General features: G+C 62.3%; 27 protein-coding genes and 1 pseudogene. 16 read left to right on the top strand and 12 right to left on the bottom strand.

The features are described from left to right. The first annotated feature begins 29 nt into the window (after window positions 1-29). The gene (locus TRP66_RS14560; protein WP_333403893.1) at window positions 30-590 is read left to right on the top strand and encodes a nitroreductase family protein; all 561 of its coding nucleotides are present in this window, start codon (window positions 30-32) and stop codon (window positions 588-590) included. On the opposite strand, the gene TRP66_RS14555 is transcribed toward TRP66_RS14560, so the two are convergent. The 6 genes and pseudogenes from TRP66_RS14555 to TRP66_RS14530 all read right to left on the bottom strand — a co-directional run bounded on the left by TRP66_RS14555 (window position 591) and on the right by TRP66_RS14530 (window position 4394). Further along, window positions 591-1931 (bottom strand): sensor histidine kinase, encoded by a 1341-nt coding sequence (locus tag TRP66_RS14555; protein WP_333403891.1) that lies wholly within the window; start codon window positions 1929-1931, stop codon window positions 591-593. It lies immediately after the preceding gene. 65 nt (window positions 1932-1996) lie between these two features. Then, window positions 1997-2455, bottom strand: coding sequence for a Spy/CpxP family protein refolding chaperone (locus TRP66_RS14550; protein ID WP_333403889.1), 459 nt, complete (start codon window positions 2453-2455; stop codon window positions 1997-1999). 186 nt (window positions 2456-2641) lie between these two features. Next, entirely contained in the window at window positions 2642-3319 is a 678-nt protein-coding gene (locus tag TRP66_RS14545) for a response regulator transcription factor (RefSeq protein WP_333403887.1), read from the bottom strand. Between the two features lie 7 nt (window positions 3320-3326). Next, window positions 3327-3467: pseudogene (locus tag TRP66_RS23610) on the bottom strand (translation initiation factor 2); the annotation flags it as partial. 26 nt (window positions 3468-3493) lie between these two features. Continuing rightward, entirely contained in the window at window positions 3494-3793 is a 300-nt protein-coding gene (locus tag TRP66_RS14535; RefSeq protein WP_333403884.1) for a YciI family protein, read from the bottom strand. 1 nt (window position 3794) lies between these two features. Then, a complete protein-coding gene (locus TRP66_RS14530; RefSeq protein ID WP_333403882.1) occupies window positions 3795-4394 on the bottom strand; it encodes a septation protein A in 600 nt (199 codons plus the stop codon). Between the two features lie 65 nt (window positions 4395-4459). Here TRP66_RS14530 and TRP66_RS14525 point away from each other — a divergent pair, with 65 nt between their 5' ends. From TRP66_RS14525 to arfB, 8 genes are all read left to right on the top strand, one after another. Next, complete coding sequence (locus tag TRP66_RS14525; RefSeq protein ID WP_333403880.1) at window positions 4460-5323, top strand: PHP domain-containing protein; 864 nt, start codon at window positions 4460-4462, stop codon at window positions 5321-5323. Between the two features lie 13 nt (window positions 5324-5336). Further along, window positions 5337-5966 carry an L-threonylcarbamoyladenylate synthase gene (locus tag TRP66_RS14520; protein WP_333403878.1) on the top strand — a complete coding sequence of 210 codons (630 nt, stop codon included), beginning with the start codon at window positions 5337-5339 and terminating at the stop codon, window positions 5964-5966. A gap of 119 nt (window positions 5967-6085) precedes the next feature. Further along, window positions 6086-6784 (top strand): segregation and condensation protein A, encoded by a 699-nt coding sequence (locus tag TRP66_RS14515; RefSeq protein WP_333404278.1) that lies wholly within the window; start codon window positions 6086-6088, stop codon window positions 6782-6784. 12 nt (window positions 6785-6796) lie between these two features. Beyond that, the gene (gene scpB / locus TRP66_RS14510) at window positions 6797-7546 is read left to right on the top strand and encodes an SMC-Scp complex subunit ScpB (protein ID WP_333403876.1); all 750 of its coding nucleotides are present in this window, start codon (window positions 6797-6799) and stop codon (window positions 7544-7546) included. Window positions 7547-7660: 114 nt separating this feature from the next. Next, window positions 7661-7852: a DUF1289 domain-containing protein gene (locus TRP66_RS14505; RefSeq protein WP_333403873.1), complete on the top strand. Its 192-nt coding sequence runs from the start codon at window positions 7661-7663 to the stop codon at window positions 7850-7852. A gap of 194 nt (window positions 7853-8046) precedes the next feature. Next, a complete protein-coding gene (rluB, locus tag TRP66_RS14500; RefSeq protein WP_333403870.1) occupies window positions 8047-9267 on the top strand; it encodes a 23S rRNA pseudouridine(2605) synthase RluB in 1221 nt (406 codons plus the stop codon). Between the two features lie 320 nt (window positions 9268-9587). Further along, a complete protein-coding gene (locus TRP66_RS14495) occupies window positions 9588-10985 on the top strand; it encodes an amino acid permease (protein ID WP_333403868.1) in 1398 nt (465 codons plus the stop codon). Window positions 10986-11011: 26 nt separating this feature from the next. Then, window positions 11012-11425, top strand: a complete 414-nt coding sequence (gene arfB / locus TRP66_RS14490; protein ID WP_333403866.1) for an alternative ribosome rescue aminoacyl-tRNA hydrolase ArfB — start codon at window positions 11012-11014, stop codon at window positions 11423-11425. A 162-nt stretch (window positions 11426-11587) separates the two neighbouring features. On the opposite strand, the gene TRP66_RS14485 is transcribed toward arfB, so the two are convergent. The 6 genes from TRP66_RS14485 to TRP66_RS14460 all read right to left on the bottom strand — a co-directional run bounded on the left by TRP66_RS14485 (window position 11588) and on the right by TRP66_RS14460 (window position 16410). Continuing rightward, entirely contained in the window at window positions 11588-12787 is a 1200-nt protein-coding gene (locus TRP66_RS14485) for an MFS transporter (RefSeq protein WP_333403864.1), read from the bottom strand. 166 nt (window positions 12788-12953) lie between these two features. Beyond that, window positions 12954-13133, bottom strand: a complete 180-nt coding sequence (locus tag TRP66_RS14480; protein WP_333403862.1) for a hypothetical protein — start codon at window positions 13131-13133, stop codon at window positions 12954-12956. A 440-nt stretch (window positions 13134-13573) separates the two neighbouring features. Then, the gene (locus TRP66_RS14475; protein ID WP_333403860.1) at window positions 13574-14770 is read right to left on the bottom strand and encodes an amino acid aminotransferase; all 1197 of its coding nucleotides are present in this window, start codon (window positions 14768-14770) and stop codon (window positions 13574-13576) included. Further along, window positions 14770-15126 carry a 4a-hydroxytetrahydrobiopterin dehydratase gene (locus TRP66_RS14470; RefSeq protein WP_333403858.1) on the bottom strand — a complete coding sequence of 119 codons (357 nt, stop codon included), beginning with the start codon at window positions 15124-15126 and terminating at the stop codon, window positions 14770-14772. The genes TRP66_RS14475 and TRP66_RS14470 overlap by 1 nt, the downstream gene beginning before the upstream one ends. A gap of 23 nt (window positions 15127-15149) precedes the next feature. Next, a complete protein-coding gene (gene phhA / locus TRP66_RS14465; protein WP_333403856.1) occupies window positions 15150-15947 on the bottom strand; it encodes a phenylalanine 4-monooxygenase in 798 nt (265 codons plus the stop codon). A 247-nt stretch (window positions 15948-16194) separates the two neighbouring features. Beyond that, window positions 16195-16410 (bottom strand): DUF2790 domain-containing protein, encoded by a 216-nt coding sequence (locus TRP66_RS14460; RefSeq protein ID WP_442965211.1) that lies wholly within the window; start codon window positions 16408-16410, stop codon window positions 16195-16197. A 376-nt stretch (window positions 16411-16786) separates the two neighbouring features. Between TRP66_RS14460 and acs the strand changes: the two genes are divergently transcribed. From acs to TRP66_RS14425, 7 genes are all read left to right on the top strand, one after another. Continuing rightward, entirely contained in the window at window positions 16787-18742 is a 1956-nt protein-coding gene (gene acs, locus TRP66_RS14455; RefSeq protein ID WP_333403853.1) for an acetate--CoA ligase, read from the top strand. A gap of 380 nt (window positions 18743-19122) precedes the next feature. After that, window positions 19123-19899 carry an ABC transporter substrate-binding protein gene (locus tag TRP66_RS14450; RefSeq protein ID WP_333403850.1) on the top strand — a complete coding sequence of 259 codons (777 nt, stop codon included), beginning with the start codon at window positions 19123-19125 and terminating at the stop codon, window positions 19897-19899. 79 nt (window positions 19900-19978) lie between these two features. After that, entirely contained in the window at window positions 19979-20668 is a 690-nt protein-coding gene (locus TRP66_RS14445; RefSeq protein ID WP_333403848.1) for an ABC transporter permease, read from the top strand. Continuing rightward, the gene (locus TRP66_RS14440) at window positions 20665-21363 is read left to right on the top strand and encodes an ABC transporter permease (protein WP_333403846.1); all 699 of its coding nucleotides are present in this window, start codon (window positions 20665-20667) and stop codon (window positions 21361-21363) included. Before TRP66_RS14445 ends, TRP66_RS14440 begins: the two co-directional genes overlap by 4 nt. A 1-nt stretch (window position 21364) precedes the next feature. After that, the gene (locus tag TRP66_RS14435; protein WP_333403844.1) at window positions 21365-22477 is read left to right on the top strand and encodes a M14 family metallopeptidase; all 1113 of its coding nucleotides are present in this window, start codon (window positions 21365-21367) and stop codon (window positions 22475-22477) included. 22 nt (window positions 22478-22499) lie between these two features. Beyond that, a complete protein-coding gene (locus TRP66_RS14430; protein ID WP_333404276.1) occupies window positions 22500-23264 on the top strand; it encodes an ABC transporter ATP-binding protein in 765 nt (254 codons plus the stop codon). A 134-nt stretch (window positions 23265-23398) separates the two neighbouring features. Next, entirely contained in the window at window positions 23399-24397 is a 999-nt protein-coding gene (locus TRP66_RS14425) for a GlxA family transcriptional regulator (protein ID WP_333403842.1), read from the top strand. Window positions 24398-24598 lie beyond the last annotated feature (201 nt).

The raw sequence follows: 24598 nt of genomic DNA, 5'->3' as shown, positions 1-24598 counted from the left end.
CCCCATTTACTTTTTCAAGGAGACAGTCCATGGAAGCGCTCGACGTATTGCTCAATCGGGTATCGGTACCGCGATTGATCGACCCGGCCCCGGATGCCGCGCAGCGGGAAATCCTGCTGGGCGCGGCGCTGCGTTCGCCCGACCATGGCCAGTTGCGCCCGTGGCGTTTCATCACCGTGGAAGGTACGGCGCGCGAGCGCATGGGCGAGCTGCTGGTGCAGGCCCTGGAGCAGGGCGGCGGCGAGGTGACTCAACAGGCGCTGGACAAGGCGCGGCTGGGACCGTTGCGCGCGCCGCTGATCATGGTAGTGGTTGCCCGGCTGCAGGATCACTACAAAGTGCCGCGCAAGGAACAGTTGATCACCGCCGGCTGTGCGGCCCATGGCGTGCTGCTCGCGGCCTATGCCATGGAGCTGGGCGCGGTCTGGCGCACCGGAGAGCTGTGCTACTCGCCGGTGGTCGCCAAGGGATTCGGCCTGGCGCCGGACGAGGAGGTTATTGCCTTCCTGTACCTGGGCACGCCGCAGAACCCGCCACGCGAAGCCCAGAAAGTCGACGCGAGCGGGCTGGTTTCGGCCTGGCAGGGCTGATCAGTTCGTCGTCACGATCGGCTCGGGCGGCAGATCCAGCACGGCGATGAAGCCGCCGTCCGGATGATTGCCCAGGGTCAGACTGCCGCCGTGACGTTCCGCGGCGCGTCGGGCAATGGCCAGCCCCAGACCGTGACCCGGAGCGCTTTGGCCCGGCGCTCTGTAGAAAGGTTCGCCCAGTTGCGCCAGATGCTCCGGTGCCGCACCCGGGCCGTGATCCCGGACGCTGATCTGCATGCGTCCTTCGATCATTCGGGCCTTCACTTCGACAGCCGCGCCAGGCGGGCTGAAGCGCAGCGCATTGCGCAGGAGATTATCCACCGCGCGTTCGATCATGTCCGGCCAGCCTTGCAGGCTCAGGTCACTGGTCGCATCGACCTCGATGGTCTGCGACGAGGCATCCAGTTGGGCATCGTGCTTGAGACGTTGCAACAGCTCCTTGACTCGCACCGGCTCAGGGCTGCCAAAGTCAGCGTCGAGCCTCGCCAGAGCCAGAATTTCGCTGATCAGTGCTTCCAGTCGATCGCATTCGCGTCCTAGCCGAGGCCACAGCTTTTCCCGTTCGGCCGGCTCCGCGCGCTCGGCCAGCGCCAGGGCGATACGCAGCCGCGCCAGTGGCGAGCGCAGTTCATGTGAGACGTCACGCAGCAGCTGGCGCTGGCTGCCGATCAGGCTTTGCAGACGAGCGCCCATGCGGTTGAAATCGGTCGCCAGCACACCGAACTCGTCCCGGCGATTGGCGAGCTGGCCCAGGCTGTGCTGCTGATAACTGGTCTGTCCCAGATCATGCACGGCACCACGCAGGCGACTGAGCGGCCGGGTGATGGAAAGGGTCACCAGCAGGCTGAACAGGGTCAGGACCACCAGGGCGATGCCCAGCGCACTGAGCGGCCACATCAGACTCTGGCGATGCCAGTCTTCCAGTTCGGGATGGGGGATGCGGAATATCAGCAGGTAGGTGTCGCCGCTGCGTTCGCTGGTGTATTCAGTGGTCAGACGGCGCCATGGCAATTGTCTGGGGTCGCCATCCTGCTGGCGCGCTTCGAAGGCCGCCGCGCGAGGCGGAAAAGTGCCGCGGACCACCGATTCGCCGCTGTCGTTGAGCACCTGGACGTCGATTCGATGCCGGCGCTTTATGTTCTGAAGATAATCCTGCGCGCTGTCGGCGCCTTGTTCTTCGTAGATCCGCGTCCATTCATGCGGTACTTGATTGAGAACCGGATGCCGATTGAGGATCCAGGCATCCTGGTTGAGCATATGACTGAGCAGGATCGACAGGCCTGCCACCAGGGCTATAGCCAGCCAGAAACTGGCCAGAATTCGCCAGAACAATGAGCGCACGGAGTTTCCTCAATGGAGAAACCCGACATGCAGGGCATGCCGGGTTCGGGTGGACGATTTGACGATTATTGCGCCTTCTTGGCCTTTTCCGCTTTCCAGGCCTTGAACTCTGCCCATTCAGCGCGGCGCTCGTCCTGCTTCTTCTTCATGTCATCGAACTGCTTTTGCTGCTCAGGCTTGAGAACCGCGCGGATATCGCTGTCGGTCTTGGCCTTCTTGGCGGCGATTTCGTCTTTCATGGCTTTCTGGTCAGCCGCCGGCAGCTTGTCCAGGTAGCGCTTGGTGATCTCGCGACGCTCGTGCATCTGCTCGCCCATCAGCTTGCCGATCTGCGCACGCTGCTCGCGGCTCAGGTCCAGCTCGCCCAGGGGGCCTGGACCGCGGTGCATGCCAGGGCCGCGATGGTCGCGATCCATGTGCATGCCCGGTGCATCGAAATCGGGGCCAGGACCACCGGCGGGCGCGGCCATGGCGACGGTTGGCAGTGCAGCGGCGAACATCATAGCGATCAGGGTCTTGCGCATGGTGAATCTCCTTGTCTCTGGTCCGGCTCGTTTGCCGTTGGAGCCCAGTTTAGGGAGATCAAGGTCAAGCGCGGTCAGGGGAGGGTAAAGGCTTTGTAAAGCTGGTGTCGCTTTGATCGCCAGCAAGCTGGCTCCTACAGCCTCCGCGTAGGAGCCAGCTTGCTGGCGATGGGGGTTTCCCCGAAATCAAAGGCAGTAATAATATCCGCGGCTGCGCAACGCCACGATCCGCGGGCGGCCGTCGGGGTGCGGGCCGATCTTCTTGCGCAGGTTGCTGACGTGCATGTCCAGGCTGCGGTCATAGAGCGTCAGCTTGCGCCCCAGCGCCAGTTGCGCCAGTTCCTGCTTGTCCAGCGGTTCGCCGGGTTGACGCAAGAGGGCTTCGAGCAGGCGGCTTTCGGAAACGGTCAGCGTCAGTTCTTTCTCGTCGATACTGACCACGCCACGCACCGGACTGAAGCTCAGGTCGCCCAGCTCCAGCTGGGTAGGCGATGCGACCGGATGGCTGCGCCGCAGCACGGCCCGCAGACGGGCAGTGAGTTCACGCGGGTCGCAGGGTTTGGCAAGGTAATCGTCGGCGCCCAGCTCCAGACCCAGGATGCGATCCAGCGGTTCGCCTCGTGCCGACAGCATCACCACCGGCAGATCCGGGTGTTCACTGCGCAACTGCTTGAGCAGCTCTAGGCCACTGCCATCAGGCAGCATCACATCGAGAACCACCGCGGCCGGCGCCATTTGCGCCAGGGCGCTGCGGGCACTGTTGCCGTCGTGACATGCCCGCACCTGGAAACCTTCCTGACCCAGCCAACTGACCAGCAGCTCACACAGCTCCTGGTCATCATCAATAAGTAACAGCTCGCTCATGACTCACTCAATTTAGCCATTGCCGGCGTTGCCTACGCCAACCGCTGGCAAATATACCGCACAACAGGGCAATCATCGCAACGCCGCCAGTGGTCACGGGCGGCGGTGGCTGATCGGGCGGCAAAGGTCGAGGAGCCGGGCCTCGCTGTTCTGAAGCAGGCGGTCAGGGGGCGACTATGGCAGGACTTGCTTGAACGGCTTGACCACGACGTTGGCATAGACGCCGGCCGCCACGAACGGATCGGCCTTGGCCCAGGTTTCGGCGGCGGTCAACGAATCGAACTCGGCCACGATCAGGCTGCCGCTGAAACCGGCGGCACCCGGGTCATTGCTGTCAACGGCCGGGTGCGGACCGGCCAGCACCAGGCGACCGGCGTCCTTGAGGGTATTGAGACGTTCCAGATGAGCAGGGCGCACGCTCAGGCGCTTGTCCAGGGAATCGGCGACGTCGGTGGCGATAATGGCGTAGAGCATGTCAGTCCTCGGTTTTGGTCGTGGAAGAGGGTGCGGCGTCATGCATTTGGCGGGTCAGGTAGATGCCCTGGCCCACCAGGAACAATAGCGTCATGCCCAGGCTGCCGAAGACTTTGAAGTCGACCCAGAAGTCCTGATAAGTGAAAGCGACGTAGAGGTTGGCTGCGCCGCAGAACACGAAGAACAGAATCCAGGCCACGTTCAGGCGGACCCAGACCGGCTGCGGCAAGGTCAGCGCGTGGCCCATGACACGCTGGATCAACGGTCGGTCACCGATGAAGTGACTGCCGGCGAACGCCAGGGCGAACAGCCAGTTGACCACCGGCGCTTTCCACTTCAGGAAGGTTTCGCTGTGGAAAGCCAGCGTCAGGCTGCCGAATACCAGGCAGGCGACCAGCGTCAGCCACTGGCTCTTTTCCAGCTTGCGCTGTTTGACGTACAAGATGCCGTAGACCACCACCGAGCTCAGGATCAACACTGCGGTAGCGCTGAAGATCCCGCCCAGCATGTAGCTGTGCCCCAGAATGTCGACGGCGCGAGGTTCGGTCTTGTAGACGATGAAAAACAGGAGCAGCGGGATGAAATCGATGAATTGTTTCACAATGGCAGCCAGAAGCAGGATGTGGCGGCATAATAACAAACATCAATGACCGCGAAAGCACCACTATGAATGTTGATCTGCACTGCCACAGCACCGCATCCGACGGCACGCTCGCGCCCGCCGCACTGGTTGCCCGTGCTCACGAACATGGCGTGCGCGTCCTGGCCCTGACCGACCACGATACCCTCGAAGGTCTTCCCGAAGCCCGGGAAGCCGCTGTCGCGCTGGGCATGCAACTGATCGACGGCGTCGAATTGTCGTGCACCTGGGGCGGGGCGACCATTCATGTGCTGGGCTATGCGTTCGATCCGAAGGCACCGGCGCTGAACGAGGCGATTGCCCAACTGCACGAAGGTCGCTGGCTGCGTGCCGAGGAAATCGATCGCAAACTGGCGGCCAAAGGCATGCCCGGCGCGCTGGACGGGGCTCGCGCCATCCAGCAGGAACTGGGCGACAGCGGCAATGCGCCGGCCCGCCCGCATTTCGCCGAGTTTCTGGTGCGCGGCGGATACGTCAAGGATCGCGCCGAAGCGTTTCGCAAATGGCTGGGCGCCGGCAAGCTGGGCGACGTCAAGCAGCACTGGCCGACGCTTGCGCAGACCGTCGCCACGCTGCGGGCCTCCGGCGCCTGGGTGAGCCTGGCGCATCCGTCGCACTATGACTTTACGCGCAGCAAACGGCGTAAACTGGTCGCCGATTTCCTCGAGGCGGGCGGACATGCCATCGAGGTGGTCAACGGCATGCAGCCGGCCGAGCAGGTCGGCACCTTATCCATCCTGGCGCGCGAGTTCGGCCTGCTGGTGAGCGCCGGCAGTGATTTCCACGGCCCTGGCGCCTGGTCGGAAATCGGCATATACCGCCCCGTACCTGAAGATTTGCCGCCCTTGTGGTGCAGATTCAAACATGAACCGTCTACTGCCGCCGTCTGAACAGGAACGTATCGTGAGTCAATTTTTCCAGGTCCACCCGGAGAACCCGCAACCGCGCCTGATCAAACAGGCGGCGGAGATCATCAAGGCCGGCGGGCTGGTGGTGTATCCCACGGATTCCTCCTACGCACTGGGTTGCCAGATCGGCGACAAGAGCGCCATCGAGCGAATACGGCGCCTGCGTCAGCTCGACGACAAGCACAATTTCACATTGTTGTGCTGCGACCTGTCCCAGCTGGGGCTGTTCGCCAAGGTCGATACCGGCGCATTCCGCGCGCTCAAGGCCCATACGCCGGGGCCTTACACCTTCATTCTCAACGCCACCCGTGAAGTGCCACGGCTGATCCTGCACCCCAAGCGTCGTACCATCGGCCTGCGCGTGCCCAGCCATCCCATCGCCCAGGCGCTGCTGGAAGAACTGGGCGAGCCGCTGATGAGCGTCAGTCTGATCATGCCCGGCGACAGCGTGCCATTGAGCGATCCCTATGAAATGCGCGAACTGCTCGAACATCAGGTCGACCTGATCATCGACGGCGGCATGGGCGGGATCGCCGCTTCCACCGTGGTCAGCCTGGCCGAGGGTGATCCGAAGGTGATTCGCGTCGGCTGCGGCGATCCGACGCCATTCGGTGGCGAGGCGTAATGACCGTCGTCGAGACGCTCGACCCTCAGGCTGACGCCCAGCAGGAACTGCCGTTCGCGCTGGTCTACGGCCAGGCGGTCACGCAGATGCCGCTGGATCTCTACATCCCGCCGGATGCGCTGGAGGTCTTTCTCGAAGCCTTCGAAGGGCCGCTGGACCTGTTGCTGTACCTGATCCGCAAACAGAACATCGATATCCTCGACATTCCGGTGGCGGAGATCACCCGACAGTACATGGGTTACGTCGAGTTGATGAAGACCGTACGCCTGGAACTGGCCGCCGAGTATCTGGTGATGGCCGCCATGCTGGCCGAGATCAAGTCGCGCATGCTGCTGCCACGCTCCGCGGAGGTCGAGGAAGAAGAGGGCGACCCGCGTGCCGAGCTGATCCGCCGTCTGCAGGAATACGAGCGTTTCAAGGCCGCCGCCGAAGGCATCGACGCCCTGCAGCGGGTCGGTCGCGACGTGCTGGTGCCCCGCCTGGACGCCCCCGAGGCGCGGGCGCGCAAGCTGCTGCCCGACGTCAGCCTGGAGGAAGTGCTGATGTCCATGGCCGAGGTCCTGCGCCGTGGCGACATGTTCGAAAGTCATCAGGTCAGTCGTGAAGCGCTGTCGACCCGTGAGCGCATGAGCGACGTGCTCGAACGGCTCAAGGGCGCGGGCTTCGTGCCCTTCGCCGAGTTGTTCAGCGCCGAGGAAGGACGGCTGGGCGTGGTGGTGACCTTCATGGCCGTGCTGGAACTGGTCAAGGAGTCGCTGGTGGAACTGGTGCAAAATGAGCCGTTCGCGGCGATCCATGTCCGGGCGCGAGCCGAGTAGAGCAGTGACCGAATGAACCTGAACGAACCCCGCGATCTGGCCCCGTTGCTCGAAGCCTTCCTGCTGGCGTCTGGAAAACCCCAGACGCTGGAGCGCTTGTACGAGTTGTTCGAAGAAGCCGAGCGGCCCGACCCAAAGGTGTTCAAGAAGGCGCTGGACGTATTGCGCAAGTCTTGCGAAGGGCGTGCCTTCGAACTCAAGGAAGTCGCTTCGGGCTATCGCTTGCAGATCCGCGAGCGTTTTTCGCCCTGGGTCGGGCGTCTGTGGGAAGAGCGACCACAGCGCTATTCGCGAGCGATGCTGGAAACCCTCGCCCTGGTTGCTTACCGCCAGCCGATCACCCGCGGCGAAATCGAAGACGTGCGCGGTGTGGCGGTCAACAGCAACATCGTCAAGACCTTGCTGGAGCGCGAATGGATCAGGGTCGTGGGCTACCGCGACGTGCCGGGCAGGCCGGCGATGTTCGCCACCACCAAGGGTTTCCTGGACCATTTCAACCTCAAGAGTCTCGACGAGATGCCACCGCTGGCCGAACTGCGCGAGATGGAAACCGAGCCTGCGCTGGATTTCGAAGACGCCCCGGTGCCCGCGCACATTCAGGCCCTGGCCGATGCGTCCCTGGAAGACGAAGAAGAACCCGAAGCGCCGAAGGACGAAACCAGCTTTCGCAGCCTGCTGGCGGAACTCGACAGCATGGAACAGGGCCTCAAGACAGACTTCGACGATTTGTTGCGCGATGAACCAGAGGATGAGGCGCCGTAGGGGCGCTGCGTACATCGCCAGCAAGCTGGCTCCTACGGTCGGTATGCGTCTGTAGGAGCCACCGGGGCGGCGTTCCGCCTTGCTGGCGATGACCGACCACGAGAACCGCTATCCATGAGCTCCACCAAAAACCCCTGCATCAGCCTCTGCAAATTCGATGACGATGTCTGCCTGGGCTGCGGGCGGACCAAGCGGGAGATCAAGGCGTGGAAAAAACTCGACAAGGATGACAAGCGCGAAGTGCTGGCCGAGTCAGCCGTGCGGCTCAAGCGGCTCAAGACCACCGGTCGCAAAAAGAAGAAGTGACTCGGCAATTTTCGACTAGCCTTTGATGCGCGTTGCGCAACATGAGCGTATGATTCGCGACCCCCCGGCAAACCTGCGCCGCGGGCTTCCACAGTATTCCGCCCTGCGGCATCGCGCATCCCCGCGCGGCACGCGGGCAACAGGCCTGGCCACGCTTGTGCCCGGCCTGATTCGACACACCGGGAGGTGCCCAGATGAGTGAACAAGACATACCTGACAGCCAGGACAGCAAACCGGCCGGCGAAAAGCTGCAAAAGGTGCTGGCGCGTATCGGCGTCGGCTCGCGCCGTGACGTCGAGGCCTGGATCGGCCAGGGCCGCATCAAGGTCAACGGCAAGGATGCGACCCTCGGTCAGCGCGTCGACATGCACGACGCCATCAGCGTCGACGGTCGCCTGATCAAGCGCGAAGAAGCGGCCGAAACCGTGCGCCGCGTCATCATGTACAACAAGCCGGACGGCGAAATCTGCACCCGCGACGACCCTGAAGGCCGTCCGACCGTGTTCGACCGCCTGCCGCGTCCCAAGGAAGGCCGCTGGATCAACATTGGTCGCCTGGACATCAACACCACAGGTCTTCTGATGTTCACCACCGACGGTGAGCTGGCGAACCGCCTGATGCATCCTTCCTACGAGATGGACCGTGAATATGCGGTGCGTGTGCGTGGGGAAGTCGATGACGAGATGATCGAACGCCTCAAGAGCGGCGTGGAACTGGAAGACGGTCCGGCGCGCTTTACCGACATCCAGCAGGCTCCGGGTGGCGAAGGCTTCAACCACTGGTATCACTGCGTGGTGATGGAAGGTCGCAACCGCGAAGTCCGTCGTCTGTGGGAGTCCCAGGGGCTGGTGGTCAGCCGCCTCAAGCGCGTTCGTTACGGGCCGGTGTTCCTCAACTCCGACCTGCCGATGGGCCGCTGGCGTGAAATGAGTCAGTACGAGGTCGACATTCTGTCCGCCGAAGTAGGCCTGACGCCTGTGGCCCAGCCGCAGATGAACGCCAAGACCAAGGAAAAACTGGAGCGCCTGCAGCGTCAGTCGTCGCGTCCTCTGGGCAAGGGCGAGCGCGTGCGCACCCTGCGTCCGGCCAACGGCGCCTCCGCGCCTGCCGAGCGCGCGCCGCGTCAGCCACAAGTGCCGGGCAGCGATCGTGATCGTCCGCGCGGCGATTCGAGCCAGCGTCCATCGCCGCGCAAGGACTCCGGGAAACCGGGCTCGCGTTCGCGCCCGGCCGAAGGTGGTCGCGGCACGCCTGTGGCGGAACGTCCGAGCGAGATGAACAAGCGCCCGGCCAAGCCAGCACCGAAGCGTCCGGGCATCAAGCTGGTCGATGACGATGCGCCTTCAGGCAAGCGCCGTGGGCCGCCCGCAGGTTCCGGTCAGCGTCCGGGCTTCGGACGTCGCAAGCCGCAGTGATCGCAGGCCTGTAGTCGACGCTGCAGTCGCGAGCAAGCTCCCTCCCACGGATCACGCGGATCACGTGTGAGGGAGCTTGCTCGCGACGAGCCTCGGCGAAGAAGTTTGCGGCAGGAGGACGACAAAAACGCCAGTCGGAAGACTGGCGTTTTTGTTTCCCGCAGAAGCTGTCGACTTTGCGTTAAGCCCGCCATCGCCCGCAGGGTGTACAATGCCCGGCTTTTTCGCGATCCCGCTTCAAACCGCTCCCGGCCGTCGCTGGCCGTTGCGCAGCAGTCCGCTCCCGCCAGAGGGGCGAGAATAACCAGGTGGTCATGTCCATGAGTGAAAAAATCTCGCCCTCGGGTGAGTTGAAACGCGGCCTGAAAAACCGTCATATCCAGTTGATCGCCCTGGGCGGCGCCATCGGCACCGGCCTGTTCCTGGGATCGGCCGGGGTTCTCAAGTCGGCAGGCCCGTCGATGATCCTCGGCTACGCGATCTGCGGGTTCATCGCTTTCATGATCATGCGCCAGCTTGGCGAGATGATCGTCGAAGAACCGGTCGCCGGCTCGTTCAGTCACTTTGCCCACAACTACTGGGGCGGGTTCGCCGGCTTTCTTTCCGGCTGGAACTGCTGGCTGCTGTATATCCTGGTCGGCATGTCCGAACTCACGGCGGTGGGCAAATACATTCATTACTGGCTGCCCGATATTCCGGGCTGGGTGTCGGCGGCGGTCTTCTTCGTGCTGATCAACGCCATCAACCTGACCAACGTCAAGGTGTTCGGCGAGACCGAATTCTGGTTCGCCATTATCAAGGTGGTGGCGATCATCGGCATGATCGCTCTGGGCAGTTACATGCTGGTCAGCGGCACCGGCGGTCCCCAGGCGTCGGTCAGCAATCTCTGGGAGCATGGCGGGTTCTTCCCCAATGGCGTGAGCGGGCTGGTGATGGCGCTGGCGATCATCATGTTCTCGTTCGGTGGCCTGGAAATGCTCGGCTTCACCGCGGCCGAAGCGGAGCAACCCAAGACCGTCATTCCCAAGGCGATCAATCAGGTCATCTACCGCATCCTCATTTTCTACATCGGCGCGCTGGTGGTGCTCTTGTCGTTGACGCCCTGGGACACGCTGCTCGGTACGCTCAATGCTTCGGGCGACAGCTACAGCGGCAGCCCCTTCGTGCAGGTTTTCTCCCTGCTGGGCAGCGATACTGCGGCGCACATTCTCAACTTCGTGGTGCTGACCGCCGCCTTGTCCGTCTATAACAGCGGAACCTACTGCAACAGCCGGATGCTGGTCGGCATGGCCGAGCAGGGCGACGCGCCCAAGGCGTTCGCGCAGGTGGACAAGCGCGGCGTTCCGGTACGGGGCATACTGGCGTCCGCCGTGGTCACGCTGGTGGCGGTGCTTCTAAACTACTTCATGCCGCACCAGGCACTGGAACTGCTGATGTCGCTGGTGGTGGCGACCCTGGTCATCAACTGGGCGATGATCAGCTATTCGCACCTCAAGTTTCGTCAGCATCTGAACCGCACGCGGCAGGTCCCGACCTTCAAGGCGCTGTGGTACCCCTACGGCAACTACCTGTGTCTGGCGTTCGTGGTCTTCATCCTCGGCATCATGCTGATGATTCCCGGGATTCAGGTATCGGTGTACGCGATTCCGGTCTGGCTGGTCGTCATGTGGCTGTGCTACCGGTTGAAGGTCAAGCGCGGCGCGGCGGCGGTGGCGTAGCGGCATTCGAGCGAGGAGAGATCTCCATGCTGGTGATTTCCAACAACGTCCATCTGCCTGACGCTGAAATCGAACTGACGGCCATCCGCGCCCAGGGCGCGGGTGGGCAGAACGTCAACAAGGTGTCCAGCGCCGTGCACCTGCGCTTCGACATTCAGGCTTCGTCGCTGCCGCCGTTCTACAAGGAGCGGTTGCTGGCGCTGCGCGACAGCCGGATCACCGGCGAGGGCGTGATCGTCATCAAGGCCCAGCAGTACCGGACCCAGGAGCAGAACCGCGCCGATGCCTTGTTGCGGCTGACCGAGCTGATCCTCAGTGCCGGCAAGGTCGAGAAAAAACGCCGCCCCACCAAGCCGACACTAGGCTCGAAAACCCGCCGTCTGGAAGCCAAGAGCAAGCGTGGCTCGATCAAGGCCGGGCGGGGCAAGGTGGATTTCTAAGGCTGTTCAGCATTGACTTGCGCATGACGACTGTAGGAGCCAGCGGGCGGCGATCCGTCTTGCTGGCGATGCTGACGGCGCGGTTTATCTGACGGACCGCGTTGCCTGGGTCGCGATCAAGGTCCCTCCCACATCGATCCGTGCCAAGCTGTCCTGGCTCTCTCAGTGGCGCGCCGCCTGCGCCTGTTTGTAGAGATAAACACTCAGCCCCAACCCGCACAGCGAGGCCAGTGCGGCGAACAGGAATATCGACACAAATCCGAAACCTGCCGCAATGGCGCCTGCCAGCGGGCCGGTGATGCCCAATGACATGTCGATGAACAGCGAATAGGCGCCGACCGCCGCGCCGCGGCTGGATGCCGGCACCAGATTCACCGCTTCGACGCCTAGTGCCGGAAACACCAGCGAAAAGCCGAACCCAGTCAGGGCGGCGCCCGCCAGCGCCAGGGTGGGGGTCGGTGCCAGCCACAGCAGTAGAAGCCCGAGGGTTTCCACCGACAGGCAGACGATCGCCACGCGAAACCCGCCCAGACGGTTGATGAAATTGCCGAACAGCAAACGGGCGAGGATGAAACAGCCGCCGAACAGGCTCAGGCACAAGGCCGCATCCGGCCAGTGGTTGCTTGCGTAGTAGAGCGTGATGAAGGTGGCGATGGTGCCGAACCCGATGCCGCCCAGCGCCAGACCCATGCCGTGGGGGAAAACCTTCCCCAGCACATGCAGGAACGGCAGCCGCTCGCCATGCACGATGGGCGCGCCGGGTTTGTGCCAGGTCAGCGCCAGACCGATGGCACACAACAGCATGATGCTGACGCCCATGGTCCAGAGCCCGAAAGACTTCACCAGCCAGACGCCCAGCGGCGCGCCTATCGCCAGGGCGCCATAGCTGGCGATGCCATTCCACGAAATGACCTTGGCGGTGTTCTGCGCACCGACGCGCCCGATGCCCCAGCCGATGGAGCCGGAGCCCACCAGGCTCTCGGCGCTACCGAGGATCACCCGGCCGATGAACAGGATGGTCAGGCTCACGACCGGCCAGTCCCCCAGCCAGACCGGGACCAGCATGAACACGCCGCTGACGCCACACCCTGCCAGTCCGATCTGCACCGCCTTCTTGCTGCCCAGATTGTCGATGATGCGACTGGCCCAGGGACGACTGATCAGGGTCGCCAGGTATTGCACGCTGATCACCAGACCGGCGACTACCGCGCCGAAGCCCAGGTCGGTGTGCACGAAGCCGGGCAACACGGCGAGCGGAATGCCGATGTTCAGGTAGCCGATGAAGGTGAAAAGGACAATGGAAACGACCAGCAGCGTTACCCCCATCGGGGTCTGCGGGACGGAAACTTCAGGTTCGGACATGAGGAGACGACCAGTTGGGCAGTGGAGCGGGCAAAGTCAGTCGAACGCAGGCAGGCGAAAAACCTTAGCAAGCTTTCGAAGTTGCCATGATAACGGGGGGCGGGCTGCTACAGGAAAAAACAGCAGAAAAAAGACCAGGGCAGAACGCGCGGCGGCGAGCAGAAACCTATCGGTCTTCCGCGTTCACCAGCTGGGTCGTTATGAGCGCGGCCAGAGCGTTTTCCTGGGTGCCGAAACGGGCCAACAGGGCAGCCTGTTTTTCCAGGCTGAGACGGTTCCAGATATCGATCATCTTCTCGGCGGCGTCGATCAGCGAAGTGGCTTGGGAATCATCGAAATCGGTCATGGCGGTGTCTTCACGGTAGGCATTCCAGGCGTATGAAGCCGGTCTGGCCGGGTTCGATACACCTGAAAACGATGGCGTTTAGTCAAGCCTCAAGGCTTGGAAGCGGGCTCTTGCTTGGCTGGCGCAGTGGCTTGCAGGCCGTCTGTCTGCCCCATTTCCTGTTGAGCCAGGGGTGATTGCTGCGGTTCCTGTTGGCCTGGTGGGAAGTTTGGAATTTCGTGCATCGTCATCGCTCCTCGCAAGGGGTTTCAGAGGGAATGAACGCCCTCTCAGGGTAAACCGTGCTTAAAAAGCCCGCGCAGGATACCCCAGTGAAAATGACAATCCGGATTTTTTTTGCTCCGTTGGTCATTTCCCGCCAAACGGAATCCGGTTTCCGTTGTCGTTTCGCGAAGGCCGGAAGCCGGGCGACAGCGGGTGCCCCCCGGCTTCCAGACGGCTTACCGCCCGCAGACCGCCGCGATGGCGCTGGCGAGTCGGTCGATGCGCGCGGCATCGATGCCTGCAATGTTGGCCCGGCCGGCGCTGACCATGTACACACTATGCTCCTGGCGCAGGCGCGCGACCTGATCGTCATTGATGCCGGTGTAGGAAAACATCCCACGCTGCTGCGCGATGTGCGCGAAGCGCTCGCCCAGACCCAGCGGGGTCAGGGCTTCCACCAGCCCGACGCGCAGTTGCGCAATACGCTGGCGCATCTCTTCCACTTCCGAAGCCCAGAGGCTTTTCAGCTCGGGATCGCCAAGGATTTCCGCCACCACGGCCGCCCCGTGATCCGGCGGGTTGGACCAGAGGTTGCGAGCGATGTTGGCCAGCTGGCTACGCACGTCGAGCAGTTTGTCGGCGTCGCCGGCGGTGACGATGAGTGCCCCGGTGCGTTCCCGGTACAGACCGAAATTCTTTGAACAGGAACTGGTGATCAGCAGTTCCGGCAGCTCGGCGGCGAACAGGCGCACCGCCCAGGCATCTTCTTCCAGACCGTCGCCAAAGCCCTGGTAGGCGAAGTCGATCAGCGGCAGCAGGTTGCGGCTGCGCACGATGTCCAGCACTTGTCGCCATTGGTCCTGGGACAGATCGAAGCCGGTCGGGTTGTGGCAGCAGGCATGTAACAGGACAACATCCCCTTGCGGCACTTCGCGCAGGGTCTGGAGCATGCCTTCGAAATTCAGACGGTTGTCGGCACCCACATAAGGGTAATGACTGACCTTCAAGCCGACCTTATTGAAAATCGACTCATGGATCGGCCAGGTCGGATCGCTCAGCCAGATGCCTTTCCCGGGCAGGCACTGGGCGATGAATTCGCCGGCCAGGCGCAGCGCGCCGGTGCCGCCCGGCGACTGGGTAGCGCCCGCGCGTCGGGCTGTGAGCAACGGGGAATCGGCACCCAGTACCAGTTCGTTGAGCAGCGCGCCGAAGCGTGGCTCGCCATGTCCGCCGATGTAGGATTTGGTCAGTTGCGATTCCGCCAGGCGCAGTTCGGCCAGTTTCACGGCGCGAGGAATGGTGGTCAGGCCTTGTGCATCCTTGTAGACGCCCACCCCCAGGTCGAACTTGTCGGGGTTGCGGTCATTGGCGTACGCCTCGATCAGACCCAGGATCGGGTCACCCGGCACACGCTGGATATCCTTGAAATGCATTACTTGCGGCCCTCGGCGCTCTTGGCCACCTCGTCGGTGCGAGCGGCCATGATGAAATCGTTGCGGTGCAGCCCCTTGATCGAGTGACTCCACCAGGTCACGGTCACCTTGCCCCATTCGGTCAGAAGACCGGGGTGATGACCTTCGGCTTCGGCAATTTCGCCGACCGCGTTGGTAAACGCCAGCGCAAATTTGAAATTCTTGAACAGGAAGCGCTTTTCCAGCTGCATCACCCCGTCGCGTACTTCGATGTTCCAGTCGGGAATCTGGCGCAGCAGCTCCGGCAGCTCCGCTTCACTGACCTGCGGGGCATCGGCGCGGCAGGCTTCGCAGCTGGCTTGATTGAGTGGCGTCATGTAAAGCTCCTGGGTCTGTGGGTTCAGGCGCTTGCCCTGGTGGGGCGAGGCGCGAATTTCGGGGCGTGCAGGCCCAGCCGCATGCCCTGCTGGACAAGGTCCATGATGTCCTGATGGGCAAGCTCGAACAGGCGCTTGAGCTCGGGCAGCACGAAATAGACAGGTTGCAGGATATCGATGCGGTACGGCGTGCGCATCGCTTCCAGCGGATCGAACGGCTGGTGCTCGGGCACATCGGAAAGGCTGTACACCGCCTCTTTCGGCGAAGAAAGGATGCCGCCACCATAGATGCGCCGCCCCTGAGGCGTGTCGACCAGTCCGAATTCGATGGTCATCCAGTACAGTCGCGCCAGGTACACGCGCTGTTCCTTGCTGGCGCTCAGGCCCAGCTTGCCGTAGGTATGGGTGAATTCGGCGAACCACGGGTTGGTCAGCAGCGGGCAGTGGCCGAAGATCTCGTGAAAGATGTCCGGCTCCTGCAAGTAGTCGAGTTCCTGTTCGGTGCGGATGAAGGTGGCGACCGGAAAGCGCTTGCTGGCCAGCAGTTCGAAAAAGGTCTGGAAAGGAATGAGCGCGGGCACGCGTTGCACTTGCCAGCCCGTGGTCGCGCCCAGTACCCGATTGATGTCGCCCAGTTGCGGAATGTGGTCGCGCGGCAGATTCAACTGCTCCACGCCGTCGAGATATTCCTGGCAGGCCCGGTTTTCGATCACCTTCAGTTGCCGGGAGATCAGCGTCTGCCATACCGCATGGTCGGCTTGCGGCCAAGCAATGAAGCCGTTGGCATCGGGCTCTCGCGCCACGTAAGAGGTGCAGGTCATGTCATTCTCCTGGAGCGGAGTTATTGTCCTGCAAGCGTAGTTCAGGAATGAGGAGGGCGTGTCAGGAATTTTCTGACTGTCGAGGGAGGATAATAAATGACAGGCGCCGTATAACTTCGCTCGACGGAACGATATAAATAAGCGACTAACTTGCGAAGAGTTTGAAGCTGTTCGGAAAGTATCAGACGGTTTGAAAACCGCCCCGTCGGTGAGAAGACGGGGCGCTGGTTTCATTGCCGAAATCAGATCAGCCGTTGCTGCAGCCGTTGCCCATCACCTGGTAGCTCATGATGTGGCGCTGACCCTGGTGGTCTTCGTAAGTCATGCGCGCCGGTACGACTTCGCAAACGTTGGGGATAGGGCTGATGGAGAGCACGCGGGCGATGTCCGGATGCGAGTCGTAGGTGTACTGCTCGACCCGGGCTTTCTGCGCGGCGACCTTGGTTTCCGATTCTTCGGCCATGGCCAGAGTGCTGAAACCGCAAAGGGCGATAACCAACAGGGAGATTCTCACGATGTATTAACCTTCTTTCAGGCGAGTGGGTGCGTAACCCGTCGAGGATTATGCATGTTTGATTCTTTGGATTCTTTTTCAAGCCTTCGTGGGGGCTGCCAAGTGTTGCCAAGTTGGCGAGGACAATTCTAAGAGTCTTGCGCACGGATAGAAATTAAAACTTTCGATAATGCTTATTGGCAAATCTGTAACAATCGTTGCGCCGGGGCCGCGGCGGGCGGGGAGAGCGGTCGGCCCGGTAAGACCAACGTCGAATGGCCCGGCATCAGGCAGCGGGATACAACAGAGGAACCTACAAAAACAACTATCCACCGAGGTAACCAAGATGAGTGCAGCTCCCCTGTACCCCGTCCGCCCAGAGGTCGCAGCGACTACGCTGACGGATGAGGCCACCTACAAGGCGATGTACCAGCAGTCGGTAGTCAATCCCGATGGTTTCTGGCGTGAGCAGGCTCAGCGCCTCGACTGGATCAAACCCTTCACCCGCGTCAAGCAGACGTCCTTCGACGATCACCGTGTCGACATCAAATGGTTTGCCGACGGTACGCTCAACGTGGCGTACAACTGCCTTGACCGTCACCTCGAAGAGCGCGCTGACAGCATCGCGATCATCTGGGAGGGCGACGACCCTTCCGAGCATCGCGAAATCACTTATCGCGAGCTGCACGCCGAAGTCTGCAAATTCGCCAACGCACTGCGCGGCCAGGACGTTCATCGCGGCGATGTGGTGACCATCTATATGCCGATGATCCCCGAAGCCGTGGTCGCCATGCTGGCCTGCGCGCGTATCGGCGCAATCCATTCGGTGGTTTTCGGCGGCTTCTCGCCGGAAGCGCTGGCGGGCCGCATCATCGATTGCAGCTCCAAAGTGGTGATTACCGCCGACGAAGGCATCCGTGGCGGCAAGAAGACCGCCCTCAAGGCCAACGTCGACCGTGCGCTGACCAACCCGGAAACCAGCAGCGTGCAGAAGGTCATCGTCTGCAAGCGCACCGGTGGCGAAATCGAGTGGAACCGTCACCGCGACATCTGGTACCACGCGCTGCTGGAAGTCGCATCGAGCACTTGTGCGCCGAAGGAAATGGGCGCCGAAGAATCGCTGTTCATCCTTTACACCTCCGGCTCCACCGGCAAGCCCAAGGGCGTGCTGCACACCAGCGCCGGTTATCTGCTTTACGCCGCGCTGACCCATGAGCGAGTGTTCGATTACAAGCCAGGCGAGGTCTACTGGTGCACGGCCGACGTGGGCTGGGTCACCGGCCATAGTTACATCGTCTATGGTCCGCTCGCCAACGGGGCGACAACCTTGCTGTTCGAAGGTGTGCCTAACTATCCGGACATCACCCGTGTGTCGAAGATCATCGACAAGCACAAGGTCAACATTCTCTACACCGCGCCGACCGCCATCCGCGCCATGATGGCCGAAGGCACCAAGTCCGTGGAAGGCGCCGACGGTTCCAGCCTGCGTCTGCTGGGATCGGTGGGCGAGCCGATCAATCCCGAGGCCTGGGGCTGGTACTACGACACGGTGGGCAAGCAGCAGTGCCCGATCGTCGACACCTGGTGGCAGACCGAAACTGGCGGCATCCTGATCAGCCCACTGCCGGGCGCCACGGCCTTGAAGCCCGGTTCGGCAACCCGTCCGTTCTTCGGCGTGATCCCCGCACTGGTGGATAACCTGGGCAACCTGATCGAAGGTGCGGCGGAAGGCAATCTGGTGATCCTGGATTCCTGGCCGGGCCAATCGCGCTCGTTGTACGGCGACCATGACCGCTTCGTCGACACCTACTTCAAGACCTTCCGGGGTATGTACTTCACCGGCGACGGCGCGCGCCGCGACGAAGACGGCTACTACTGGATCACCGGTCGCGTCGACGATGTGCTCAACGTATCCGGTCACCGCATGGGTACCGCCGAGATCGAGAGCGCAATGGTCGCGCATCCGAAAGTCGCCGAGGCCGCGGTGGTCGGCGTGCCTCACGACCTCAAGGGGCAGGGCATCTACGTGTACGTCACGCTCAATGCCGGAGAAGTCGCCGACGAAGCGCTGCGCATCGAGTTGCGCAACTGGGTGCGCAAGGAGATCGGACCAATCGCCTCGCCGGACTTCATTCAGTGGGCGCCAGGCCTGCCCAAGACCCGCTCGGGCAAGATCATGCGCCGCATTCTGCGCAAGATCGCCACGGCCGAGTACGATTCGCTGGGTGATATCTCGACTCTCGCCGATCCGGGCGTAGTGCAGCACCTGATCGATACCCACAAGACCATGAACGTCGCCTGATCCTTGCCTGACGTGAAGACGCCCCGCTGGCCGTACGGCCGCGGGGCGTTTTCGTTGGCCGGGAGTGTCGGCGAATCCGCACGTCGGGCTTGCCTGATCGGGAGGGTACGCGAATAATGGGCGGGTTTTTTGCCACGCTATTTTTTCGCATGATTTCCACGATCACGAACATCCCGGTTTGTCAATAGACTGAAGCGGGTATGCTGGTGTATTCGTAACTATTTGTCGCATTGAAGAAATATCGACAATGATCGTGCCGCTAAAATGCTTCTCTATCAGCCACGGGCTTGTCCGTAGAGCCTGGCATTGTCTTTGGTGTCCCTCGCATATTGGGCTTTCGCTCACTCTGCCTTAGTCGTGCTTCACCGATGGAGTCCTAAATGAAAAAGCTCATGCTTATTGGCGCGCTCGCGCTGTCCGTGCTCGCGCAGCCAACCTTCGCGGACGAGAAACCCCTGAAAATCGGGATCGAAGCGGCCTATCCTCCGTTCGCCTCCAAGGCGCCGGACGGCAGCATCGTGGGCTTCGACTACGACATCGGCAACGCGCTGTGCGAAGAGATGAAAGCCAAGTGCACCTGGGTCGAGCAGGAATTCGACGGCCTGATCCCGGCGCTCAAGGTTCGCAAGATCGACGCTATCCTGTCTTCGATGTCCATCACCGAAGACCGCAAGAAATCCGTCGACTTCACTGGCAAGTACTACAATTCCCCGGCGCGTCTGGTCATGAAGGAAGGCACGGTGGTGAGCGACAGCCTCGCCGAGCTCAAGGACAAGAAGATCGGTGTGCAGCGCGGCTCGATCCACGAGCGTTTCGCCCGTGACGTACTGGCGCCGCTGGGCGCGGTCGTGACGCCGTACGGCTCGCAGAACGAGATCTATCTGGATATCGGCGCCGGCCGCCTCGACGGCACCGTTGCCGACGCGACCCTGTTGCAGGACGGCTTCATCAAGACTGACGCTGGCAAGGGCTACGCTTTCGTGGGGCCGGCATTCTCCGATCCGAAGTACTTCGGCGACGGCATCGGTATCGCCGTGCGCAAGGGCGACAGGGCCAATCTGGATCGCATCAATGCGGCCATCGCGGCGATTCGCGCCAACGGCAAGTACAAAGCCATTCAGGACAAGTATTTCGACTTTGACATCTACGGCGAATAACCGTCGGTAACATTCAGATGGCGCAAACAGGGCAGCCTGGTTTGCGCCATTTTTATTACACGCTTGAGGACCGCAAAACATGTTGAAAGGCTACGGGGCTGTGATCCTCGAAGGGGCCTGGCTGACCTTGCAGCTGGCTCTGTCTTCGATGGCCCTGGCAATCGTTCTTGGTCTGATCGGCGTTGCGTTGCGCCTGTCGCCGGTCCGCTGGCTGGCCTGGCTCGGCGACCTGTATTCCACCGTGATTCGCGGCATTCCCGATCTGGTTCTGATCCTGCTGATTTTCTACGGCGGTCAGGATCTGCTCAATCGCGTCGCGCCGATGCTGGGTTTCGAAGACTACATCGATCTCGATCCCATGGCGGCGGGCATCGCGACGCTGGGTTTCATCTTCGGCGCTTATCTCTCGGAAACCTTTCGCGGGGCGTTCATGGCGATCCCCAAGGGGCAAGCCGAGGCCGGACTTGCATACGGCATGAGCGGCTTCAAGGTGTTCTTCCGGATTCTGGTACCGCAAATGATCCGGCTCGCGATCCCTGGCTTCACCAACAACTGGCTGGTACTGACCAAGGCGACGGCGCTGATTTCCGTAGTCGGCCTGCAGGACATGATGTTCAAGGCCAAGCAGGCGGCCGATGCCACGCGTGAACCCTTCACCTTCTTCCTGGCGGTCGCGGCCTTGTACCTGGTCATTACCAGTGTCTCGCTGCTCGCCCTGAAATACCTGGAAAAGCGCTACTCTGTGGGCGTGAGGGCTGCCGACCTATGATCTTCGACTACAACGTCGTCTGGGACAGCCTGCCGCTGTACTTCAGCGGGATGCTCGTCACCCTCAAGCTGCTGGCGATTTCCCTGGCGATCGGGCTGGCCGCCGCGCTGCCGCTGGGTCTGATGCGCGTCTCGAAGCGCCGCTGGGTCAATCTTCCGGCCTGGACGTATACCTACGTGATTCGCGGCACGCCGATGCTGGTCCAGCTGTTCCTGATCTACTACGGTCTGGCGCAGTTCGAGGCGGTACGGGAGAGCTTCCTGTGGCCCTGGTTGTCCAGCGCGACGTTCTGCGCGTGTCTGGCGTTCGCCATCAACACCAGCGCCTACACTGCGGAGATCATCGCCGGCAGTCTCAAGGCGACCCCCGCTGGCGAGATCGAAGCGGCACGGGCCGTCGGCATGTCGCCGATGAAGATGTACCGGCGTATTCTGCTGCCCTCGGCGCTGCGCCGCGCGCTGCCGCAGTACAGCAATGAAGTGATCATGATGCTGCAGACCACCAGTCTGGCTTCCATCGTGACCCTGATCGACATCACGGGCGCGGCGCGAACGGTCAACGCCCAGTATTACCTGCCCTTCGAGGCCTATATCACCGCAGGTGTCTTTTATCTGTGCCTGACGTTCATTCTCGTGCGGCTGTTCCGGATCGCCGAACGCCGCTGGCTGGGTTACCTGGCCCCACGGAAGGTCTGACATGCAAAGAATCGATCACCCGCTGCCCTGGAGCACCCTGGGTACCCAGCGTCAGCTGAGTGTGTTCAGTTTCGGCTGTGGCGAGCGCAAGGCCTACATTCAGGCCAGCCTCCACGCCGATGAGCTGCCGGGCATGCGCACCGCCTGGGAACTGAAGAAACGCCTGCGCGAACTCGAAGCCCAGGGCCTGCTCAAGGGTGTCATCGAGCTGGTGCCGGTCGCCAATCCGCTGGGTCTGGGCCAGCTGCTGCAAGGCGCGCATCAGGGGCGTTTCGAGTTCGGCAGCGGCAAGAACTTCAACCGTGACTTCACCGAGCTGAGCGAGCCGGTCGCCGAACTGCTCGAAGGGCAGTTGGGCGATGATCCGCGCGCCAATACCCGGCTGATACGGCAGGCGATGAGCGAAGCGCTGGGCAGGCTGCCCGCCGCGCAGAGCGAACTGCAGGGGCTGCAACGACTGCTGATCGGTCATGCCTGCACCGCCGACGTGGTGCTGGACCTGCATTGCGACGCCGACGCTGCATTGCACATGTACGCCTTGCCCCAGCACTGGCCGCAGTGGCGTTCGCTGGCGGCGCATCTCGATGTCCGGGTCGCATTGCTGGCCGAGGATTCGGGCGGCAGTTCCTTCGACGAAGCCTGTTCGCTGCCCTGGTTGCGGCTGTCGCGGATCTTTCCCGATGCCGAGATTCCGCTCGCCTGTCTGGCGACCACTATCGAACTGGGCGGGCAGGCCGACACCGGCAAGCTCGACGCACAGGCCCATGCCGAAGGCATCCTGGCGTTCCTGGCCGAGCAGGGTTTCATCGGCGGCGAGCGGCCGCGGGCAGCGCATGAAGCCTGCGAAGGCATGCCGTTCGAAGGCACCGAGCTGCTGTACGCGCCGCATCCGGGCGTCGTGACCTTTTTGCGTGCTGCGGGCGATGTGGTCGAGGTCGGCGATCCGCTGTTCGAAGTCATCGACCCGCTGTCCGATCAGGTCAGCACCATCTGCGCGGGCACCGCCGGCGTCCTGTTCGCCATCGAGCGGCTGCGATACGCCCAACCGGGATTCTGGCTCGCCAAAGTGGCGGGTCGTACTGCGCTGCGCCAAGGGCGCCTGCTCAGTGATTGATCGATTTATGAGAACCGAAAGCATGAACAAACTGGAAGTCCGGGACCTGCACAAGCGTTATGGCAGTCATGAAGTCATCAAGGGTGTTTCCCTGACAGCCAAGGCAGGCGATGTGATCAGCATCATCGGCTCCAGCGGCTCGGGCAAGAGCACGTTCCTGCGCTGCATCAACCTGCTCGAACAGCCTCATGCCGGCAAGATCCTGCTCAACGACGAAGAGCTCAAGCTGGTGCCGAACAAGGACGGCGGCCTGAAGGCGGGCGATCCCAAACAGCTGCAGCGCATGCGTTCGCGGCTGTCGATGGTATTCCAGCATTTCAACCTGTGGTCGCACATGACCGCCTTGCAGAACGTGATCGAGGCTCCGGTGCACGTGCTGGGCGTATCGAAGAAGGAAGCGCTGGAAAAAGCCGAGCATTATCTGGCCAAGGTCGGCGTCGGCCATCGCAAGGACGCTTACCCAGGCCATATGTCCGGTGGCGAACAGCAGCGCGTGGCGATTGCCCGCGCACTGGCGATGGAACCTGAAGTCATGCTGTTCGACGAGCCGACCTCGGCGCTCGACCCGGAACTGGTCGGTGACGTCCTCAAGGTGATGCAGGGGCTGGCGCAGGAAGGTCGGACCATGGTGGTCGTGACCCACGAAATGGGTTTTGCCCGTGAAGTGTCCAACCAGCTGGTGTTTCTGCATCAAGGCGTGGTGCTGGAGCGCGGCGATCCGCGCGAAGTGTTGCGCAATCCGCAGACCGAGCGTCTGCAACAGTTCCTCTCGGGCAGCCTGAAGTGACGGTCGGCGGCGTGTGGCCGGTGTCTTTTGCGGCAGAACAAGGCATGCTGCGCAGCGCGCCAGCTGTCCTGGCTGTTTCGAACCGGTCCTGTTGAGGGCCGGTCTTGCGCGGTGATAAGTATTCGGATGACTCAATGACTGCCCATCGAATAGGTTTCCTGGTATGGCCCGGCACCAAGGCGCTGACCCTGGCGCTGGCCGAGGAAGCCTTGCGCGTTGCCCAGAGCGTTCATCCCGAGGTCGTCTACGAGCTGACCTTTCTGCAGGCCGACACTGAAATCGCGGGCACCGAGGCGCAGGGCAGCGCATGGCGACTGCCGGGCGAGCCGTGGTCGGGGCGGCTGGAGGGTCTCCAGAAGCTGTTCCTGCTGGCCGACGAGCCGCCGGCCACAGTCAGTCCGGCGCTGGTTACAGCCTTGAAACAGGTGGTCAGAGCCGGCTGCGTGATCGGTGGATTGTCAGCCGGTGTCTATCCGCTGGCGCACCTGGGACTGCTGGACGGCTACCGGGCGGCGGTCCACTGGCGCTGGCAGGATGATTTCAACGAGCGCTTCCCCAAAGTGATTGCTACCAGTCATCTGTTCGACTGGGACCGTGACCGGCTGACTGCCTGCGGCGGCCTGTCCGTGCTGGACCTGCTGCTCGCGGTGCTTTCGCGCGATCATGGCGCGGAGCTGGCCGGCGCAGTGTCCGAAGAGCTGGTGGTGGAGCGTATTCGCGAAGGCGGCGAGCGCCAGCGTATCCCGCTGCAGAACCGCCTGGGTTCCAGCCATCCCAAGCTGACCCAGGCCGTACTCTTGATGGAAGCCAATATCGAGGAGCCACTCACCACTGACGAAATCGCCCAGCATGTGTGCGTTTCGCGTCGTCAGCTGGAGCGGATCTTCAAGCAGTACCTCAACCGGGTGCCGAGCCAGTACTACCTTGAACTGCGCCTCAACAAGGCCCGGCAGATGCTGATGCAGACCAGCAAGTCGATCATCCAGATCGGACTGTCCTGCGGCTTTTCCTCCGGCCCGCATTTCTCCAGCGCCTACCGCAATTTCTTCGGCGCCACCCCTCGTGAAGACCGCAACCAGCGACGCAGCAACAGCCCGTTTGAATTGTCGTCGGTGCCTGCCGAGCGCGGGTGATATTGCGCGGTTTGATGATGCTGCCGCTTCGCGCCAGATCGCGGATGAATCCGCTCCTACGGCCCGTACGAACCGTAGGAGCCAACTGTCTTTCGACTCTCTCCGATGAGCGGGCGCAGCCCGCCTCATCCGGGCGTCGTCATACCGGCTGATCCCTCCACGGGGTTCCATCCCGCGCCATGGCGTTCAGGCGTATCAACA

The organism is Pseudomonas sp. JDS28PS106 (genome assembly GCF_036706555.1).
GTDB lineage: Bacteria > Pseudomonadota > Gammaproteobacteria > Pseudomonadales > Pseudomonadaceae > Aquipseudomonas.
Note: the sequence above shows the minus strand (reverse complement) of the source record. Positions and strands in the feature narration are given on the sequence as shown.